General features: G+C 65.0%; 20 protein-coding genes. 12 read left to right on the forward strand and 8 right to left on the reverse strand.

Going from position 1 to position 17881, the window contains the following annotated elements; genetic code table 11:
* Nucleotides 1-5: 5 nt before the first annotated feature.
* Nucleotides 6-404, forward strand: coding sequence for a hypothetical protein (locus tag AC0KXF_RS04665; protein WP_473108073.1), 399 nt, complete (start codon nucleotides 6-8; stop codon nucleotides 402-404).
* Nucleotides 405-857: 453 nt separating this feature from the next.
* On the opposite strand, the gene AC0KXF_RS04670 is transcribed toward AC0KXF_RS04665, so the two are convergent.
* Nucleotides 858-1157, reverse strand: a complete 300-nt coding sequence (locus AC0KXF_RS04670) for a hypothetical protein (protein ID WP_473108074.1) — start codon at nucleotides 1155-1157, stop codon at nucleotides 858-860.
* Between the two features lie 25 nt (nucleotides 1158-1182).
* On the opposite strand from AC0KXF_RS04670, the gene AC0KXF_RS04675 reads away from it, so the two are divergent.
* Nucleotides 1183-1443: a hypothetical protein gene (locus AC0KXF_RS04675; RefSeq protein WP_473108075.1), complete on the forward strand. Its 261-nt coding sequence runs from the start codon at nucleotides 1183-1185 to the stop codon at nucleotides 1441-1443.
* 55 nt (nucleotides 1444-1498) lie between these two features.
* On the opposite strand, the gene AC0KXF_RS04680 is transcribed toward AC0KXF_RS04675, so the two are convergent.
* Nucleotides 1499-2089, reverse strand: coding sequence for a DUF4352 domain-containing protein (locus AC0KXF_RS04680; protein ID WP_473108076.1), 591 nt, complete (start codon nucleotides 2087-2089; stop codon nucleotides 1499-1501).
* Between the two features lie 122 nt (nucleotides 2090-2211).
* Between AC0KXF_RS04680 and AC0KXF_RS04685 the strand changes: the two genes are divergently transcribed.
* The 10 genes from AC0KXF_RS04685 to AC0KXF_RS04730 all read left to right on the forward strand — a co-directional run bounded on the left by AC0KXF_RS04685 (nucleotide 2212) and on the right by AC0KXF_RS04730 (nucleotide 14479).
* Nucleotides 2212-5451: a tape measure protein gene (locus AC0KXF_RS04685; protein WP_473108077.1), complete on the forward strand. Its 3240-nt coding sequence runs from the start codon at nucleotides 2212-2214 to the stop codon at nucleotides 5449-5451.
* Nucleotides 5452-5466: 15 nt separating this feature from the next.
* Entirely contained in the window at nucleotides 5467-6351 is an 885-nt protein-coding gene (locus tag AC0KXF_RS04690) for a hypothetical protein (RefSeq protein ID WP_473108078.1), read from the forward strand.
* 13 nt (nucleotides 6352-6364) lie between these two features.
* A complete protein-coding gene (locus AC0KXF_RS04695) occupies nucleotides 6365-7438 on the forward strand; it encodes a hypothetical protein (protein ID WP_473108079.1) in 1074 nt (357 codons plus the stop codon).
* 10 nt (nucleotides 7439-7448) lie between these two features.
* On the forward strand, nucleotides 7449-8516 hold the full coding sequence (locus AC0KXF_RS04700; RefSeq protein WP_473108080.1) for a hypothetical protein: 1068 nt from the start codon (nucleotides 7449-7451) through the stop codon (nucleotides 8514-8516).
* Nucleotides 8516-10717, forward strand: a complete 2202-nt coding sequence (locus AC0KXF_RS04705) for a hypothetical protein (RefSeq protein ID WP_473108081.1) — start codon at nucleotides 8516-8518, stop codon at nucleotides 10715-10717. The genes AC0KXF_RS04700 and AC0KXF_RS04705 overlap by 1 nt, the downstream gene beginning before the upstream one ends.
* A 61-nt stretch (nucleotides 10718-10778) precedes the next feature.
* On the forward strand, nucleotides 10779-12524 hold the full coding sequence (locus AC0KXF_RS04710; RefSeq protein WP_473108082.1) for a DUF859 family phage minor structural protein: 1746 nt from the start codon (nucleotides 10779-10781) through the stop codon (nucleotides 12522-12524).
* A gap of 14 nt (nucleotides 12525-12538) precedes the next feature.
* Nucleotides 12539-12868 carry a hypothetical protein gene (locus tag AC0KXF_RS04715; protein ID WP_473108083.1) on the forward strand — a complete coding sequence of 110 codons (330 nt, stop codon included), beginning with the start codon at nucleotides 12539-12541 and terminating at the stop codon, nucleotides 12866-12868.
* A gap of 45 nt (nucleotides 12869-12913) precedes the next feature.
* Nucleotides 12914-13795 carry a M23 family metallopeptidase gene (locus tag AC0KXF_RS04720; RefSeq protein ID WP_473108084.1) on the forward strand — a complete coding sequence of 294 codons (882 nt, stop codon included), beginning with the start codon at nucleotides 12914-12916 and terminating at the stop codon, nucleotides 13793-13795.
* Nucleotides 13796-13895: 100 nt separating this feature from the next.
* A complete protein-coding gene (locus AC0KXF_RS04725) occupies nucleotides 13896-14231 on the forward strand; it encodes a hypothetical protein (RefSeq protein ID WP_473108085.1) in 336 nt (111 codons plus the stop codon).
* A complete protein-coding gene (locus AC0KXF_RS04730; RefSeq protein ID WP_473108086.1) occupies nucleotides 14228-14479 on the forward strand; it encodes a hypothetical protein in 252 nt (83 codons plus the stop codon). The genes AC0KXF_RS04725 and AC0KXF_RS04730 overlap by 4 nt, the downstream gene beginning before the upstream one ends.
* A 101-nt stretch (nucleotides 14480-14580) precedes the next feature.
* Here the strand turns inward: AC0KXF_RS04730 and AC0KXF_RS04735 are convergent, their stop codons facing one another.
* The 6 genes from AC0KXF_RS04735 to AC0KXF_RS04760 all read right to left on the reverse strand — a co-directional run bounded on the left by AC0KXF_RS04735 (nucleotide 14581) and on the right by AC0KXF_RS04760 (nucleotide 17792).
* Nucleotides 14581-15027: a hypothetical protein gene (locus tag AC0KXF_RS04735; RefSeq protein ID WP_473108087.1), complete on the reverse strand. Its 447-nt coding sequence runs from the start codon at nucleotides 15025-15027 to the stop codon at nucleotides 14581-14583.
* A complete protein-coding gene (locus AC0KXF_RS04740) occupies nucleotides 15024-15488 on the reverse strand; it encodes a hypothetical protein (protein WP_473108088.1) in 465 nt (154 codons plus the stop codon). The genes AC0KXF_RS04735 and AC0KXF_RS04740 overlap by 4 nt, the downstream gene beginning before the upstream one ends.
* The gene (locus AC0KXF_RS04745) at nucleotides 15481-16050 is read right to left on the reverse strand and encodes a helix-turn-helix domain-containing protein (protein ID WP_473108089.1); all 570 of its coding nucleotides are present in this window, start codon (nucleotides 16048-16050) and stop codon (nucleotides 15481-15483) included. Before AC0KXF_RS04745 ends, AC0KXF_RS04740 begins: the two co-directional genes overlap by 8 nt.
* A 10-nt stretch (nucleotides 16051-16060) precedes the next feature.
* Nucleotides 16061-16357 (reverse strand): hypothetical protein, encoded by a 297-nt coding sequence (locus tag AC0KXF_RS04750; protein WP_473108090.1) that lies wholly within the window; start codon nucleotides 16355-16357, stop codon nucleotides 16061-16063.
* Nucleotides 16358-16360: 3 nt separating this feature from the next.
* The gene (locus AC0KXF_RS04755; protein ID WP_473108091.1) at nucleotides 16361-16861 is read right to left on the reverse strand and encodes a hypothetical protein; all 501 of its coding nucleotides are present in this window, start codon (nucleotides 16859-16861) and stop codon (nucleotides 16361-16363) included.
* Nucleotides 16862-16982: 121 nt separating this feature from the next.
* Nucleotides 16983-17792: a hypothetical protein gene (locus AC0KXF_RS04760; protein ID WP_473108092.1), complete on the reverse strand. Its 810-nt coding sequence runs from the start codon at nucleotides 17790-17792 to the stop codon at nucleotides 16983-16985.
* Nucleotides 17793-17881: the final 89 nt, after the last annotated feature.

A 17881-nucleotide genomic window follows, 5' to 3' on the forward strand; every position in this document is an offset into this window, starting at 1 on the left:
CACCCATGACTGAATCCCCTACCCGTGAAGAACTGGTTACCATGACCCGCGAGGAGTTCGAGTCCCGTCTCGCTGAGCACGTCGGTTTCGCGGACGCGACCGCTTCGTCGACGCGCGAGCGCTCCCCCATCAAGCCGCAGGACCACCAGCCTGCCGCCGAGGACCTCGTGAAGGTCGAGCACAACGGCGTCACCTACGAGGTGCGCAAGAAGGCTCTCGGGAACCTGCGCCTCCTCGATCTGATGGAGCACAACCAGCTTGCCTCCGCACTGCGACTTCTCGTCGGCGATGCGAAGTTCGAAGAGTTTCTCGAGTCAGCGGACGACGGCACCGGGTTCGTCGACGTTGAAGAGGCTGGCCCCCTGCTCCAGGCGATCTCCGAGAAGGCTGGCGCAAAAAACTGATCACGCTCCTCGTCTGGCTCCGAGAGGCGCGCGCACAGCTGAACGCTGATTTGCAGCGTGAGTATGGCGTGTGCCTCTCGGACATGTACGAGGGGCGAGTCGGTGTACTTGATGTCGCCGATTTCGCTGCGAACCTCCCTCGTGGAGGTGCCGTTTATCAGTGGTACGGCGGCTGGTGGGCGGTCTCTGCCGAGGTGGAAGCGATGATGCGCATCGAGCATCTTTTGCAGGCGCAGCTCGTGCAGGCATCGGGTAAGAAACGAAACATTCCAGATCCGAAACCGCCGGCATCTCTGCGTGACGCGGATATCCGGTCGAGAGAGAAGCGAGACCGACTCGCTCAGGCACGTGCAGATGCGGCCGCATACCGGAGGTAGATGAGAAATGGAGACGGTTGTCGAGAACAATTCGAACAGGCCCGAACCGATACTGAGCGCCGCCGAATGGGATCATCTACTCCGCGTTCGCGACGACAGTCACAGGCCCTTCGAGAATGATCGCATCAAGAACCAGCGCAGCTTGTTCAGCGTATTCAACGTATTCGGGCTTCCCGGCGTCGTACGTGAACTGAAGCGTCGTCGTCGGGTCAATCGTGAGCTCAAAGGCTACATTGGTGGCCTGGTCGAAGACCCGCAGTAGGAACGTGCGTCCGTCTATAGCGCACTTTCTAGTGGCGTCCTCGATCGCTGCGACGGTGATTGAGGTGAGGCGGAAGTTGTGACCGCTACTAAGGGTGATTGTTCCCAGGTCCACTCCATGAGCCTATAAGGATGTAGAGATGTCCAAGCACGATGTTAAGGTCAAGCTCCAGATCCGGGGCATCAACAAGGTAATGAGAGGTGCCGGTGCGCAGCGCACAGTGAACGAGGCTGCGTACCGACTCGCCAGTCGCGCTGGTGCGGGACATGAAGTCGTGCCAGCGCAGGCGAGGCCGCACCGGTGGGTAGCACGTGCCTATGTGCAGCAGGAAGACGCAGCGCAGGCTCGAACCGATCCTGACGGCCTTGTTCTATTGCGTGCCGTCGCGCTCCGGGAATGACGTTCAGCATGGGGATAGGGCTGACATCGCATTCAGCCGCATTCGCCGACGCGAGCTACTGCACAGCTACGAATGCCTTATCTCCAAGCAGGTCAGGTTGCACCGCCAGAGTGCCTTCGCCGACGTTCACTTCCGGAACCTCGAAAGCTAGCGCTCCGGAGTGCGTCGCGCCCTCGTAGAGTTCGGTTAAGAGGCTGAAGTCCTGGGCGCCAGACCCCGTTGTATCCACCCACGCCTGCATGATGGTGTTCCCGTCCGCGGTCACGAAGTCAATCTGGCCCATAGGAATTTCGCCCGCAGGATCATTCCCATTGTACGCGACGGTCGCTGTGACAAGCACGTAGGTATTGCCTTCGGCAGCCGGCTCGTTGAACTCGTTTGTCGCGATAACGTCGTTCGCTGCAAGGTTCACGTTGTCGATGGTGATTGTCCAGTCGCCGCTCGTGATCGCCGTGCCAATCGGGTACGGGTTGTTTCTCGTGCCTTCTTCAGGCGCGGGATCCTCTTCAACCACTTCTTCAACTACGGGGGCGTCTGCCTCCGAGGCTGGCTTCTCTGCTGTTGTCGGTGTGCTGCATCCGGCCAGCGTAAGGCCTACGACTGCCGCGAGGGCCGGAATGAGCATCAGGCGTGATTTTCTCGTCATGCTCCAGATCCTAGCTGCGGGGTTTCTATTGAGTTCGCTTAGCGGATTGCATAAGGCCGTTTGTTGCCCATTTGTGACCGTCGTAAAGCGTCTCTCGGTGTCTTGATTTCACGGGGGTGCTTATGTCTGTAGCCGGTGCTGAGATTGCCAAGGCCTACGTCACGATCTACACGCAAATGCCCGGGGTGCAGCGTGACGTGACGCGCGCTCTGGGCGGCGTAGATGTTTCTGGCGAGGGCAAGAAGCTCGGTAGTCGCATCAGCTCGGCGATGGCTGGCGCGGTCGGTGGTGCTGTCGCCGCTGTAACGACCAAGGCGATCAGCATGGTCACTGGTGCGATCAGTGGCGCTGTGAGCCGCGTTGACACGATGGCGAACTTCCCCAAGGTCATGAAGAACCTTGGGTACTCCGCGTCTGATGCGGAGAAGGCGATCAAGAAGATGTCGGACGGTCTTCAGGGCCTCCCTACGTCTCTCAATGGGATCACGTCGAACGTGCAGCGTATCGCGCCCGCGTTCAGTTCCCTGGATGAAGCCACGAACACGGCTCTTGCACTGAATAATGCACTGCTGGCGGGTGGTTCGCCTCTCGAGAATCAGGCGCAAGCGTTCGAACAGTATTCGCAGGCTGTCGGACGCGGCAAGTTCGAGATGGAAGAGTGGCGGTCGCTGCAAACCGCGATGCCTGGACAACTAAACCAGGTTGCTCAGTCGCTGCTGGGCGCGTCGGGTGACGCGAACCAGCTGTATGAGGCGATGAAGTCCGGCCAGATCAGCATGGATGACTTCAACCAGGCAATCGTGCGGCTGAACACGGAGGGCGTCGGCGAGTTCGCATCGTTTGAGAAGCAGGCGAAGGACGCGACCGGCGGAATCGCGACCGGGTGGGCGAACCTCCAGACGGCGATTACCCGCAACCTCGCGAACATCATCCAGAAGCTTAAGCCAGCTATCGATGCGTTCATTTCGGGATCGACGGAAATCGCGAATGCGCTCGGTCCTGTCGCGCTTGAGGTAATCGATGTTGCGTTCGCCGTGGCGGATTGGGCTGCGCAGAATCGGGACTGGCTAATACCGGCAGCCGCCGTAGTCGCCGCGGTTCTCACGGCGATCAAGGTCTATCAGGGTGTCAAAGCCGCTTTGGCGGTCGCGAAAGCGGTGCAGCTCGGATGGAACGCTGCCACCTACGGCGCGGCGGGTGCGTCCTATGCATCAACGGCAGCGGCGAAGGCCGGCCTGGTTGCGCACAAAGCGTGGAACGCCGTAGTTGCGATCGGGAAGGGCATCTGGGCGCTCCTGAATGGGACGCTGATCAAGTCGGCAGCGCTTTGGGTCGCGAACACGGCGAAGCTCGTAGCCCATAAGGCGGCGGTGATCGCCAACAATGCGGGCCTGAAGCTCTGGCTGCAACTCGCTGCAACCCAGCTCGCTACGGGTTGGAAGAACGTGACGATGTGGGTGAGGAACACTGCCGCGCTGGTAGCTCACAAAACCGCCGTGGTCGCTACGTCGGTGGCGTCGAAGGCTGCTGCGGGAGCGCAGTGGTTGCTGAATGCGGCGATGAACGCGAACCCGATCATGCTGATTGTGACGGCGATCGCCGCGCTCGTCGCGGGACTCGTCTATTTCTTCACGCAGACGGAGACCGGAAAGGCGATTTGGGAGGCGTTCACTCAGTTCCTTGGTGAGGCATGGTCCAACATCTCGACCTTCTTCGTCGACACGTGGAACAACATCGTGTCGTTCTTCACAACCACGGGCAACAACATCGCCTCCTGGTGGAGCGGGCTGTGGTCTGGCATCGGCTCGTTCTTCGTGAATACGTGGAACAACATCAAGTCGTTCTTCACCGGCATTTGGAACGGGATCGTCTCATGGTTCCAGCAGAAAGTGGCGTACTGGAAGCAGGTGTACAGCGTCGCTCTCAATCTGCTCAGGGATACCTGGTCGCAGATCTGGACCAACATCGGGAATTTCTTCCGCAACATCTGGAACGGGATCGTGTCCTGGTTCCAAGAGAAGATCGCGTACTGGCAGTTCGTGTATCGGGTCGCGCTGGAGGTTCTGAAGCAGACGTGGGAGAACGTGTGGAACGGTATCAAATCGTTCTTCTCGACCATCTGGAATGGGATACAGCACGTCTTTCAGACGATGATCGATTTCATCAAGACGAAGCCGAAGGCCGCTTTCGAGGCCGCACGTGATGCGATCGGGAAGGCCTGGGCCGGGATCCAGGATCTCGCGAAGAAGCCGGTGAAGTTCGTCATCGAGACGGTCATTAATGGCCTGATCGGGACGGTGAACAAGATCCTGCCTGATGGGATGAAGATCCCGACAGTGCCCCTTCCGAAGGGGTTCTCCGATGGCGGGTACACCGGTAATATCGCGGCGTCCGCGGTCGCGGGTGTTGTGCATGGTAACGAGCATGTGATCCGTGCGCCGTCTCGGTTCAAGATCGAGCGGCACCATCCGGGCCTGCTCGATCACATGAACAAGTACGGTGAGGTGCCCGGCTACCGGACCGGTGGCTTGGTGAATCCGCTGCCGCGTGGCTCGTACTCGGTGTCGCAGCCCTATCACGGCGGGCACAACGGTATTGACCTTGCGGCCCCGATGGGCACGAAGGTGTACGCCGCCGGTGACGGTGTCGTGGGCCTGGCGGGTGTTGTCCCGATGGGCGGCAACGAGGTGTATATCCAGCACACCAACGGGCTCGGCACCCGGTATTCGCACCTGAGCCGGTTCGCGACGCGGGTGGGTACCTCGGTGAAGGCCGGCAACGTGATCGGCTATGTCGGGTCCACTGGCATGTCGACGGGCCCGCACTTGCACTACATGGTGCATCGTCCCGGTGGTGGTGGCGGGAACTACGCCAACCACGTCAACCCTGCCCCGTATCTGGGGATGTTCGGGAAGGATCTCGGCGAAGCCGGGGGTGCGGCGTCGATCCTCGACGGGCTCGTGGACTGGGCTGTGTCGAAGATCAAGGACGCGTTCCCCGGTGGGGGCATGTGGGTTGATGCCGCGGCGGGGCTCGCGAAGAACGCCGCGCAGATGATGGCGAAGGCGTTCAACCCGTTCGCGGCCGCTGACGGGCACACGGCCACCCTCTACGACAACGGCGGCTGGCTCCCCACTGGGATGTCGTTGGTGGAGAACCGGTCGGGGCGTCCTGAGCCGATCCTGACGGGGTCGCAGTGGGACGACCTGCTGGGGTCTCGCGGTGGCGGGTTCCCGGATCGCATCATGCTCCTGGACGAGGACGGTTCGATTCTGACTCGGGCGCGGGTGATCGCGGCCGAGGAAGTCGACCGCGGGTTCGAAGAGCAGGCGCACGCCGAACGGCGTGCCGCGCTCGTGTAAACACTGGAGGGTCGGATGACTGTATTCGCTGGAGGCCGACTCGACTATGAGGGGGTGTCGTTCCTGTTCGGGGACGGCACCCCCTACCCGATCACGAACTTCCAACGCGGGAGCGCGGGATGGCGAGCGGGTGACCGTTCCCATCCGACCCGGGACGGGCGCGTGTTCGGACGCGACCGGAAGGATGCGCCCGCGCATGAACTCTCGCTCCTGGTCGTCGGCGACGGCGACACCCTGTCGGCGCGGGAAGCGTCGGTGCGGGAGCGCGTGGGCGCGCTCACGGCAGCATGGAACGCGCCCACACTGCGGTCCCGGATCGCTGATGTGGCGGAGCTCACGATCGGTGACCGGTCCGCGATCGGCCGCCCGCGCGGTGTCACCCCGGACGATACGACCCTGTGGGATGGCAGCGCCGAACCCTCCCTGAAGTTCGAAGCCGTCAACGACCTCTGGTACGGCACCGAAACCAGCACCCGGATCGCGTTCGTGCCGGAATCGACCGGCGGGCTGCCGGTCCCGGCAGAAGTCCCGTTCGTGCTCGGCGGGGGCAGTGGTGAGGCCGACAGCCTCGTGCAAGTCGGCGGCGATCACGAAACCTTCCCCGTGTTCGAGTTGCATGGGCCGATCCGTGATCCGTGGGTGGATGTGCCCGGGGTGGGGCGGCTGATGCTGTCGGTTGATCTCGCCTACGACGAGGTGCTGACGGTGGATGCGCGGCCCTGGCGGATGGTGGTCCTCCGCAACGGGGTCCCGGTGCATGGGGTGGTGCGCGGTGCGGGGGTGCGCCTGTCGGATCTTGGCATGGTGCCGGGATCGTATCGCGTGATCTTTGGAGGCCATGACCCGTCTGGTGGGTCGTGGCTGACAGTGCGGGTGCGTCCCGCATGGACGAGCCTGTAGAGGAGAGTTTCTGATGGTTGATTTTGGTGCACCGTACGCGGTGGACGGGTCCGTGATCCCCGGGTCGGGGCTGCGCCGGCAGTTGCAGCGCGAGACCGGTGAAGGGTCCGGGGTGGTGCGGGCGACGGATCTGCGGATCACGCAGATGAACGTCCCCGGGGCGGGGGTGCGGATTCTGCCGGGTGATGATCTGATCCAGTGCCGCGCCCCCGGAAGAGACCGCGAAACCTACGGCATCCCCCTCCTCACCGCCCAGAACTACCTCGGTGACTCCGGGGCGGGCATCGACGGCACCGGCTCATCCGGGGGCCGCCGGGACATGATCATTCACGAGGTCCTCGACCCGGAACTGCCGCGGCATTACACGCCGCGGGATCAGTGGCCTGCGGGCGCGCTCTCGAAGCTGTCGGTCGTGCCCGGCGTGCCGGCGACGGCGAAGACCGTGGATGATGTGCCCGCCCTGAATGATGTGACGTGTTATGCGCTGGCGGCGATCAAGTGGCCGGCGTCGACGGGCACCATCACGAACGCGATGATCGAGGATCTCCGCGAGGTGCAGTCCCCACGCCGCTCCGAGGCCCTGTTCGCGCGCCCCAGGGTTGCGGCGGATGATGGGCGGCAGATGTTCCTCACCGCGCCGATGACGAACGGCGGCGAATACTTCCCCGGCGGGGCCGGCGTCGCGAACGAGTTCACGGTGCAGATCCCGGCGTGGGCGACACGCATGGTGATCGACGCGGCCTGGATGGCGATCATGTACGACGCCAACGTGAGCCCGTATGGGCGGTTCTGGGTCGAGTTCGGCACCGAGTACCGGGCGAAAGGGTGGGCCAATAAGCACGACTACGAGTTCAGCAGCCAGGATTTCTGGTTCAACGCGCCGCTCACCCCGGACCAGAAGTCGGATAACTGGTTGCTCGCCGACGAGGTGCCCGTGCCCGCGAAGCTGCGCGGGAAAGAGGTCACGTTCGTGTTCAAGGCGGGTCTGGAGAATGCGACGGCGTCGAAGGTGTGGATGACCTCGCTCGGGGGTCTGAAGTGTCGGTTGACGTTTGCGGAGCAGGCCATCGGTGCCGACCTGATCTAAGGAGGGCGTGATGGAGCGGTTCATTCTCGAACGCGCCACCGACGGCAAGATCCTCGACCTGGAGTTCCCGTTCGACCCGTCCGGGGTGGGGCGCAAGCTCTCGGGTGCGGGGAGCCTGTCGGGGACGGTCCTCCCGCACGGGGCGCTCCCGCCCGTGGTCCCGTTTCAGTCGATGCTCCACCGGGAGGTCGACGGCGTGATCCGCGGCTCCCACCTCGTCACCCGCTGGTCCGAATCCGGCAGCACCTACCAGCTCGAAGGGATCGGGTTTTCGGCGTACCCGAACGGGATGCGTTACGACGGTGCCCGGGAGTGGGTGGGCGCGGATCCGCTCGCGATCATCAAGCACTGCTGGGCGCACCTCCAGGCGAAGACCGGCGCGGATCTCGGTGTCACCGTCACCGGCTCCTCCAACATCCGCATCGGGGAACCGAAACGCGACGTGTCTTTCAAGACGCGTGCGGGCGAGGAAGTCGATTTCGAGGCGGGCCCGTACCATCTGCGCTGGTGGGACACCCCCGATCTGGGCGCGAAAATCACCGAGCTCGGGAACACCGCGCAGCAGGAGTTCGTGGAGTGGTCCGCGTGGGATCCCTCCCGCACCCGGATCGTGAAAGAGATCCGGTACCTCCCCCGACACGGCAAGCCGTTGGCCCTGGAGTTCGCGGATGATACGAGCATTGTCGATCACGTCGAGGTCGTCGCAGACGGCACGGACTACGCCAACGTGATCATCGCCCTCGGGGCCGGTGAGGGGAAGAAAGCGCTGCGCGTGGTGCTGCCCGCCTCGGACGGCCGGCTCAGGCGTGAGCGCGTCATCGAACGCAAGAACATCACCAGCCGGAAGGCGCTGGAGGCTGAGGCCCGGTTGGAGTTGCGGCGGGCGCAACGCGGCGTAGAGATCGCCGCGATCGAAGTCCTCGACCACCCCGCCGCCCGCTTCGGCGAGTTCGGGTTGGGGGATGACGCCCTGGTGACGGTCACTACGGAGCGGCACGGCCGCATCTCGCAGCGGTCCCGGATTCTCGAGATCGAGGACACCGGCGACACCGCGAAGTTGGTTCTGGAGGCGATCTGATGTCTGAGTTGCAGCGCTGGTACCGTCTCCGCGAGCAGGCCGCCCGCAATCGTGCCCTCCAGGTCACCGTCGCCCAGCTCGCCCACTCCACCGTCTCGGTCGTCGTGGACGACGAAGAGGTTGACGTGCCAATCACCGACGTGATCCAGGAGGGCGTCGACGCCGGTGAGAAAGCCGACGACGCGATCGATCAGGTCGAAACCGTGTCCCGGGTGCCGGGGCAAGTGACCGGGGTCCGGGTCGTGTCGAATGTGGGGTCGTGGGGGCTCGGCCCGCGCGCGCTCGTGGAGCTCGCGTGGGATCCGATCGTGACCGGCGTCGACGGGAACCCCCTCGCCATCGCCTCCTACGAGGTGATCGACGGCAGCACCCCCGTCGCCACCGTCACCACCGCGACCGCGGTCCTCGATGTGCCCTCTGGCACGATCCACGAGTATCGGGTCCGCGCCACCACCATCTACGGGGTGGCCGGCGACCCCTCCGACCCCGCGGTGACGGTCACGGCGGAGTACCCGACGCTGGTGCCGCTGAAGCCCACCCCGCCGACTCTGGAATCGTCGTTCGGCGTGGTCGTGGCGCGGTGGGACGGCCTGTACACCACGGCGGGGCATCCTGCCGCACACTCCGTGATGCTCGAACGGCGCATCGTGTCCGGGAACACCGTGACGTGGGAGCGCGTCGGTGCGGGCCTCACCGGGGCCGGATCGGTCACCGTGCCCGGCGTCGTTGACGAGACGATGATCCTGCGCCTGGTCGCCTACGACCAGCTGGGGCGGGAGACCGGGGTTTCAGCACAGGCGGAGATCGTGGTCGTGGGAGTGCGGTCGGTCGATCTGGATGCGGCAATCCGTGACGCGATCGATCAGCTCGATGACTGGTCGGAGGCGATCGGCCTCGCTGGAGGAAAACTCACCCTCGCCGACCGCGCGCCTCTCCCGGCTGATGGGGTGGAGAAGCCGGTGCCGGCTTTGTGGATGCAGCACACGGGCGGCGCGTTCACGAAGCTGTACGAGTGGAACGGGACGGCGTGGACGGAACGGCCGCTCGCGGAAGAGATCCTGCCGAAAGTCGCAATCGGTGCCGGCACCTACGGGGAGCTCGAAGGCGACCGGCTGAAGGCCCGCACCGTCGCATCGGAGAAGATGCTGGTCGGCGATTTCCGCAACTATTGGAACGACCCCGAGTTCCGGCACCCGTCCGGGTATGCGCCCTGGACCGTGAACGGTCTCGGGGTGGAGAAGCCCGGGACGGGCACTCAATCCGGCGGATACTGGGACTCATCCGAGATCTACGTGCAGCCCGGTGAACGTCTGAAGCTCACGATCACGAAAACTCATGTGACGGGCACGACGAGCGAGGTCGCGGTGTTTGTGCGCCGCCGGACCGCGACCGGGGAACAGTCCGGCGCGAACACGCTAATTCTCCGACTGTACGGGGGCGACGGCGACTACTCGGGCGAGTGGACGATTCCTGAGGGGGTCGAGCGTCTGAGCTTCGGTTTCTGGACCCAGGCCACGACCCCGTCAACGACGCGTGTGCGCTTGTCGAACGTGCGCATCCACAAGATGGAGACCGGGGAACTCCTCGTGGACGGGGGCGTGCTCGCGCGACACATCCAGGTCGATGAGGCGATGGTCACGAAGCTCTTGCAGACGCCGGAGCTGTGGGCGGGTCGCGTCAAGGCGGACTTCCTGGAACCCAACGTCGGCGACACCCTCTATCTCGGTGCGAATGAGGCGATCGAGATGATCGTCGCCCGGCAGGACGACACCGACGAGGCGGTGTCCGTGGCGCAGGAAGCCGCCGATACCGCGCAGACCGCGGCGGAGGACGCGGCAGGGCTCGCGGGTGATGCGCAGGGAGCGGCCGAGCGGGCCGCGGAAGACGCCGCCGGCGCGCAGTTGGTCGCGGAGGAAGCCCGCGACGGTGTCACCGGATTGCAGTCCGCGTTCCGGGTGCTTCCCACCCATGTCGCTGTGTCGACGGTCCCGCAACCTGGGGTGGTGCCGCATGAGATGCGCATGTACCCGGACCGGGCGCAGATGGTGCAGGGCAACACGGTGCTGTCGGAGTGGAACGGCGGCCAGATGATCGTCTCCGAGACGATCTTGAACCGCGTGCAGATCGGCACGAAGGCGACGCGCGGGCATCAGATCCAGCAAGCCGGCCCCGGCCGCACCACCTTCCGCCCCATCCAGTAACCAACACGACGTGAGGCCCCAGCAATTGTGCTGGGGCCTCACTCATTCTCAGGAGGTTTCGATGGCTGACTATTGGGGTCCGGCATCGGGCGGGTATCAGCTGATGGCGCGCGTCACCTGGACGCAGAACATCGCGAACAACACGTCGACGGTGCGCACAGTCATCTACATGGTGGTCCCGCAGTGGGTATCCACCTCAAGCGCGTACTTCGGGCTCGTCATCGGCGGCGTCACGAAATACTCCACGTCGACGGCGGCGACCTACGGCAAGGGTACCCATGTCGTCATGGACGCCTCGCAGACCATCACGCACCGGGCGGACGGCACCCAGAACGTGACGATCGCCAGTTCGGTGATCGACAACATCAACGGGTTCTTCAACGTACAGGTGAACGTGCCCAACCTCACGTTGCCGACGATCCCGCGCGCGACCACCCCGAACTTCTCCGGGGCGATGGTCACCGGCAGTGCGAAGACGATCAACCTGCCCCGCGCGAGTTCGAGCTTCACGCATGATGTGACGTACAAGTTCGGCAGCCTGTCGGGGACGATCGCGACCGGGGCCGGGGTGACCGCGTCCTGGACGCCCCCGCACTCGCTCCTGACGGCGATCCCGTCAGCGACGAGCGGTCTCGGCACGATCACCGTCCGCACCAAGAGCGGATCCACCACAGTCGGCACGAAGAGTGTCGGGTTCCGCCTCAACGCGGCTGCCTCCCAAGTGCCGACCGTGTCGGCGGTTACCTGGGAAGACACCAACACTGATGTCGCATCGAAGATCGGCGCGTTCGTGCAGGGGCTCTCCACGATCCGCGGCACCGTCACCGCCGCCGGCATCCAGGGCTCCACGATCACGAAACGCGAGACGACGATCGCGGGAAAGACCGTCACGCAGGGCACGGTCCTCACCCCGACCACCTCGGGCACCGTCTCCGCGTCCGGCAAAGCCACTGACTCCCGCAGCCGCACCGCGACCCGCACCGCGAACATCACGGTGCTCCCGTACGAGTCGCCTGCGATCACCGCCCTCGAGGTGTACCGCGCCAACGCCGCCGGCGCACGCGACGAGGCGGGCACCCGACTCTACGCGAGATGGGACATGGCCGTATCCTCCCTCGTCGTCGGCGGCACGGAGAAGAACCGGCGCTCGTTGCGGATCAGTACCCGCACCGGGACCGGGGCGTGGGTGCAACGCAACCAGGGCACCTACACCAACCTGTCGGTGACGAATGGTGGCCTGTACGTCGGCGGCGGGTCCGTCTACCTCGAAACCCAGTCCTACGACGTGCGCGTGGAGGTCTGGGACGAGCTCGGGCAGGTCACCACCGCCGAAACCACCGTCCCCACCTCCGCAGTAGCCCTCGATCTCAACGGCACGAGCGTGGGGGTTGGGAAGTATTGGGAGCGTGGCGCGCTCGATGTCGGCGGCACGATCTACGCCACGGACCTGAAGCTCGCCGCAGGCCCGGGCCGGATCTTGTGGACGGGCGCGATCTACATGCAGGGCTCCCAGACCGCGACCCTGTCGGATCTCGTGTCGAACCAGCTCACGGGGATCATGCTCGTGTGGTCACGCTGGACCGGCACCTCGGCGGCGGATGATTCGTTCAACTTCACCACGATCCCGAAAACGCACGTCGCACAGCATCCCGGCAGTGGCGTGTATGCGCTGATGAGTCGCGGATCCAGCACGACCACCACCGCGTCGAAATACGTGTACGTGCACGACGACCGGATCACCGGGAACGCCATCAACGCGACCGCCCCCGAAGACTCCTACGTGCTGCGGTACGTGATCGGCATCTAGAAAGGAACCCCGCTGTGTCTCTGCTTGCGCAATCGAAGATGGCCGAGGATCACACCCTCATCGCCCGGATCGCCGCCTGCGCCGCCCGTACGGGCATCCAGGACGCCCGCCCCTGGGCTGCCCGCAATATCTGGCTGCTCTCCGCACAACCCGGCTGGGCCGAAGCCTACGCCACGGCGATCGCGGACGACCCTCCAGAGGATCCCGCCGCCTGGATACCCCAGGCCGGAGCCGACCCGAACGTGATCACCGACCAGATGATCACCACCGGGGTACAGGCCGTGATCGTCGCCACGACGCCCCCACCTCCACCGGATCCCGAACCGCTCCACGACAACCCCTGAACCCCCGCCCGAGTGCGGGGGTTTTCTCATAAGAGGAGGCCACTTATGCCTTACTTCCAGATGCCCGTGAAGGGCCGACTCACCGACGCATTCGGGTGGCGCGAAGCGATCCCCGGCGTCGTCGGCGCGCAGCTCCACTCCGGGCGCGATATCGCCGCCGATGCTGGCACCCCGATCTACGCCGCCGCCCCCGGCACTGTCTCTCGCGTCTGGTGGGACGCATTCGCGGACGGTACTGGTGCGGGTGGCTGGATGATCGAGGTCGATCACGGCGACGGCATCACCACCCGCTACGCACACATGCGGGACCGGTCGTGGCGCAAGCCCGGGGAGCGCGTGATCCTCGAGAGCGTCATCGGGCACGTCGGCGATTCGGGTGCAGCCACCGGCCCCCACTTGCATTTTGAGGTGCTGATCAACGGCGCGTTCGTGAACCCCGACCTCTACCTGCACCCCCGCGTCGGCAGCAAGCCGACCCCCAAACCCAAGCCCAAGCCCAAGCCCGTCATCGAGGAGGACCCCATGCCCATCAGTCACGACGTACCCGAGCACAACCCCGCACAGACCTGCCCTCCCGGCAAGTGGACCACCCTCAGCATCAACAAGAAGGGCGATGTGACAGTGGCGTTCGCGGGCGCGAAGCGACGCAGCGGGGACCTCCACGCAGCCGTCAACGCCACAGGCGGCGAGTTCGACGCCCGCTACGTGTACGACACGATCTCCGCAGACGGGAAGAAGGTCACGAAGACCGTCGGTTCGGTGATCGTCCCCAGCGAGAGCGGGCGAGCGGTCTGGTCGTGGCCGTTCAGCCTGCCCGCCAAGAAGGCCGGCGCGGAGCAGCGCATCCGCATCCAGGTCCGGCCCCGCGGCAAGACCCCGGTGAAGGCGACCGCCGTCGTCACCCGAGCCCGCTACTGGGAGAAGTGATGACCGACCCGACCCTTCCCGCAGTCGCTGTCGCTACTGGCATTCTCATCCTGCTGCTCGGCGGCATGGCGTGGGTGGACTGGGTGAACCGGAGGCGCGAATGACCGAAGGGATCTGGATCGCGATCATCGCCGCAGTACAAGCTATCTCGCTCGCTGTCCTCGGCAAGGTGTCTCGTGACTCCTCGACGACACGCAAAGAGGTCAAGAACTCCCACTCCACCAATCTGCGCGAAGAGCTGGACGAGCGCCACCACGAGCAGATGTCGGAGCTGCGTGGTATCCGCAAGGACGTCGGTCGTCTCGACACGCGAGACATTCAGCGCGGCGAAGAGATCCGTGATCTCACTCGAAAGGTCGACAAGCACCTCGACTGGTCCGCCGAATGGTCAGCCGACATCGAAGACACCCTCAACCCCCGAAAGGATAGGCAATGACCACCATCATCCCTACTGAAACGAAGATCGCGGCCAAGCGCGGGTTCATCCGCACCGCTACCCAGTCGCTCGCTTCGGTGATCCCGACGACGGCCGTCGCGGTCACGCTCTCGGGCGAATGGGCGCTGAGTGTTGGACTCGGCGTGGCCTCCGCGATCGTCACCGCCGCCCTTGCTGGTACCGCGTCCGCGCTCTCGATCATCTCGAACGGTGTACCCGACGACTACCGCGGCACCACCGGCGACTGACCCGAAAAGAAAACGCATGGAAAGCCCCGCTTTCCTTTTCCTTACAACGCACTGCGCCCCCGCTGCTCTTCGGAGCGGCGGGGGCGCTATTCGTGTTTCTGTCAGCTGACGGTGATGAGGCCTGCGTGGAGACCTCGCCCGTCTTCGACGTACTTGTCGATCGCGCGGACGGGGCGGCGTCGGTCGGGTCGGAAAATGCGCTCGCCCACGGCGAGGACTATCTCGCCGCGCTGGCGTGCGGTCCTGGCCCAGTCACTGGGGACGGGGCGGTGGAGCACACTCTCGCCGGGGACGATTCGCACGACCGGCTCGCCGTCGAGCGTGGCGTGCACGGTATCGGCGGGCACGCGCGGCATCTCCCCCTCGAGCACGGGAATGAGCCCGTACGCCTGCGCGAGGCGGCGCATCTTCTCGGCGATGTCACCCCCGGTCGGGTAGACCAGCAGGAAGGCAACGTCGGCCCCGGTCGTGGGGTCAGCGCCGATCCATCCCGTAGTCGCGATGAGGCGCTCGGTGTCTTGGCCGAAGACGAAGGGGGTGGGGGTCACTGGGTCACCAGCTTTCTGATCCCGGTGCGCTTGTGGTCCTGCCCGCACGTGCAGGGGCCCTCGCACACATCGGAGTAGTGCACGCGCAGCACCCCTTTCGGGAGGCCCGCCCGGTCGAGCGCAGCAGACAGCGCGGCGTGCTCCATCCCGATCTCTCGGCCTGACTCGCTCTCCTGGGCAATGCTGGTGAGGGGTTCCAGGAGTACCCATCCGCTGCGGTGCCGGAGGGCGGTGCCGGTACTGGAATGGCGTTTTCGGCGTTGGATGGTGGCGTGGAGAGTGCCATCCTGGCCGACAAGGACGCCGGGGATCGGGGCATCTCGGTCAAAGGCGCGTGCTTCCCGTTCGGCCCACTCGGCGAGCGGTGCGGGGTCTGCTTCCTCGAATCCGGGGGTGCGGGCGAGCATCGTGGATGCTCGGCACCAGAAGTACGGGTGGACCGACGCGATGGTGTCAGGCATGATCGTCTCCGATCGATTCGATAAGGGTGGCTTCTGATGGGGTGAGGTCGCGGCCCGCGGCCTGAACGGTCGCGAGGAGGGCTTTTGCGATGACGTCGGCTCCTTCCCTGGTGAGGATCCAGTAGTCGCCGCGCTCGTTGTCGTAGGGGATACGGGCGAGCACCTCGCCATCGTCCAGGGATTCCGTGAGGATGTGCAGGGTCTGGTGGAGTTGCCCGTGCTCGGTGGTGGGGTCGGGTCGGTAGTCGATCGGGATCTCGACGCTCGTATCCCAGGCGGATCCGAGGTCGCGGGCTGACTGCGCGGTGGCCCACCCTTTCGCGGGGACGGGTGCGGGGTCGCCGTCAGTGTGCGCCCGGATCAGGCGAGCGATGCTCGCGAGGACGCCGGGGCCGGGGGCATACTTGCCGGATTCGTAGCCTCGGAGGGTGCGCGGATTGATATTGAGCGCGGTGGCGAGGCCGTCGATGGTGAGGCCGAGCAGGTGCCGGGCCGCGGCGACATAGGGCACCTCGCGGGGGGCTTCGTCTTCGGGGAAGGCGGCGAACGGGTCGTGGACCATTCGGGGGCTCCTATCGGAATCGTGGGGTGCCGCGGGATCCGCGGGGCGGGATCCAGGCGGGGTTCTTGGGGTCGAAGCGCACCGGCGGGCGGGGTGCGCCGAGGTCTCGGGCTTCGTCGGGGTGGAATCGCCACAGCCACCAGTCGCGAACCTTGAGGTAGTCGCGGTTGCGGCTGCACCGGTACCCGGTATCGGTCTCCTCGACCGTGGCGCCGGAGAGGGTAGCGACTTCCCCTGCCGTGTACCCGGCCCGGCGCGCCTCTGCGAGGATCACACCGAAGCCGGGACTGTACTCGAACCGGGGCACCGGCTAGCCTTCGCCGTCCGCGTCCACCCACGCGGCGCGGTCGGCGTCGATCTTCGCGCTCAGCTCTCGGAGGGCTGCTTCCAGTTCCGCTTCGCGAGCCTCGACAGCGGAGATGCGGATCTCGATCCGCCCGTAGCGCTCGAACTCGGGCGTGCCCGGTACCTGTGCGCTCGGGTCCTCCACGTAGGTGCTCTCGGGGCGGGCCTTGTAGTACGACTTCCAGAGCAGGCGCTTGTACTCCCGCAGGCGATCCCAGTAGGAGCGACCCCCGGCGTCGCGGGCACTGAGTGCCTCGCGAGCCGTGAGCGCGTGAGCGCCCTCGGGCTGCTGCTCGTCGCTCTCCGTGGCGGCCTGGCGGGCGGCGAGCTCTGCGCGCACATCCTCAATGAAACCCTGCGCGGCGTAGTCGTTGCTGTAACCCATCACGTCTACATCGGCGCGGACCTGGGCCTCAGCCTTCGCGAGCGCGGCGGTCAGTTCCTGAGTGGTGTACTTCTCAAACATCGGAGTCTCTTTCCGTTGAGCCTGGGGCTGATCCCCTTGGCGATACCACCATTGTAGCACCCTAATTTAGGGTGCGCAATCTACTGGACCGTCACAGCGCGCGATATCTCCTCCGATGCGCTCACGACAGCTCACCCCGCTTCGCCGCCTCACAGAGAGCACGGGCGGTGTGATCACGATGAGTTCCCGGACCTGCCCATCCACAATCGCAGCCGTACTGCGAGTACATGTACTCGTGTTCGTCCAGCACATTGGCCACCTTCTCGGGGTCGAGCACCGGCTGAGCAGCGAGAGCGTCGGCCATGCGGTCGAACAGGCTCTTAATCTGCACGTCTGACCACGCCGGGATGAACTCGCGTGCCTCCGCGATCAACTTCTCGCGGTCCTGCGGGGCGACACCAGCAGCAGCGAGAGCGGCGCGAGCCTTCCCTCGATTGTCTTCGTGAACATCGAAAGCGCGGCGGAGGCGACGCACGCCATCCAGCAGCCTTGACCAGGTCTCGGCGTAGCCGTGCTCATCATAGAACTCGTCGAACTCCGGGTGCGAAGTGATGCCCAGCGCCATCCACAGATCGAGCATCCCGTAGAGCGGGATCTTGTGGCGTGAATACTCGTGCTCGATGAGGTTCGTCAACGCCTCGGCTGCAAGGCCGTGCATCGTGTCTCCCACGGGGCCGCGAGTGGCGGCCTGCGCTTCGAGCCATGCTGCGATCTTTCGATACTCGTTCAGCACTTCCATGCTCAAGCGCTCCGCCTGCTCGATCCGTTCCTCGGTGGGAGCGTCTACGAGCAGACCAGCAGCCTTGAGCCGCTGCTCGATCCTCGCCGCGGTCTTGTCGCCGATCGTGTCCGCCGTGGCAGTGGTCGGTGTCGCCAGCACCTCCCGGATGATCAAGAACGCACGGCTCGGGGCATCAGTGGTATCGGTCATTGTCTAGTCCTCCTCGCAGTCGTTGCCGCAGATACAAGCGTGCGGGCCCAGGTCGCAGCAATCGCTCCAGCAGAAATGAATCCTGTCCT

Source organism: Leucobacter holotrichiae (assembly GCF_055791005.1).

Excerpts from the sequence above, each read along its gene's own strand:
- AC0KXF_RS04665 (WP_473108073.1), top strand. The coding sequence starts at position 6 with ATGACTGAATCCCCTACCCGTGAAGAACTGGTTACCATGACCCGCGAG.
- AC0KXF_RS04675 (WP_473108075.1), top strand. The coding sequence starts at position 1,183 with ATGTCCAAGCACGATGTTAAGGTCAAGCTCCAGATCCGGGGCATCAAC.
- AC0KXF_RS04680 (WP_473108076.1), bottom strand. The coding sequence starts at position 2,089 with ATGACGAGAAAATCACGCCTGATGCTCATTCCGGCCCTCGCGGCAGTC.
- AC0KXF_RS04685 (WP_473108077.1), top strand. The coding sequence starts at position 2,212 with ATGTCTGTAGCCGGTGCTGAGATTGCCAAGGCCTACGTCACGATCTAC.
- AC0KXF_RS04690 (WP_473108078.1), top strand. The coding sequence starts at position 5,467 with ATGACTGTATTCGCTGGAGGCCGACTCGACTATGAGGGGGTGTCGTTC.
- AC0KXF_RS04695 (WP_473108079.1), top strand. The coding sequence starts at position 6,365 with ATGGTTGATTTTGGTGCACCGTACGCGGTGGACGGGTCCGTGATCCCC.
- AC0KXF_RS04700 (WP_473108080.1), top strand. The coding sequence starts at position 7,449 with ATGGAGCGGTTCATTCTCGAACGCGCCACCGACGGCAAGATCCTCGAC.
- AC0KXF_RS04705 (WP_473108081.1), top strand. The coding sequence starts at position 8,516 with ATGTCTGAGTTGCAGCGCTGGTACCGTCTCCGCGAGCAGGCCGCCCGC.
- AC0KXF_RS04710 (WP_473108082.1), top strand. The coding sequence starts at position 10,779 with ATGGCTGACTATTGGGGTCCGGCATCGGGCGGGTATCAGCTGATGGCG.
- AC0KXF_RS04720 (WP_473108084.1), top strand. The coding sequence starts at position 12,914 with ATGCCTTACTTCCAGATGCCCGTGAAGGGCCGACTCACCGACGCATTC.
- AC0KXF_RS04725 (WP_473108085.1), top strand. The coding sequence starts at position 13,896 with ATGACCGAAGGGATCTGGATCGCGATCATCGCCGCAGTACAAGCTATC.
- AC0KXF_RS04730 (WP_473108086.1), top strand. The coding sequence starts at position 14,228 with ATGACCACCATCATCCCTACTGAAACGAAGATCGCGGCCAAGCGCGGG.
- AC0KXF_RS04740 (WP_473108088.1), bottom strand. The coding sequence starts at position 15,488 with ATGCCTGACACCATCGCGTCGGTCCACCCGTACTTCTGGTGCCGAGCA.
- AC0KXF_RS04745 (WP_473108089.1), bottom strand. The coding sequence starts at position 16,050 with ATGGTCCACGACCCGTTCGCCGCCTTCCCCGAAGACGAAGCCCCCCGC.
- AC0KXF_RS04755 (WP_473108091.1), bottom strand. The coding sequence starts at position 16,861 with ATGTTTGAGAAGTACACCACTCAGGAACTGACCGCCGCGCTCGCGAAG.
- AC0KXF_RS04760 (WP_473108092.1), bottom strand. The coding sequence starts at position 17,792 with ATGACCGATACCACTGATGCCCCGAGCCGTGCGTTCTTGATCATCCGG.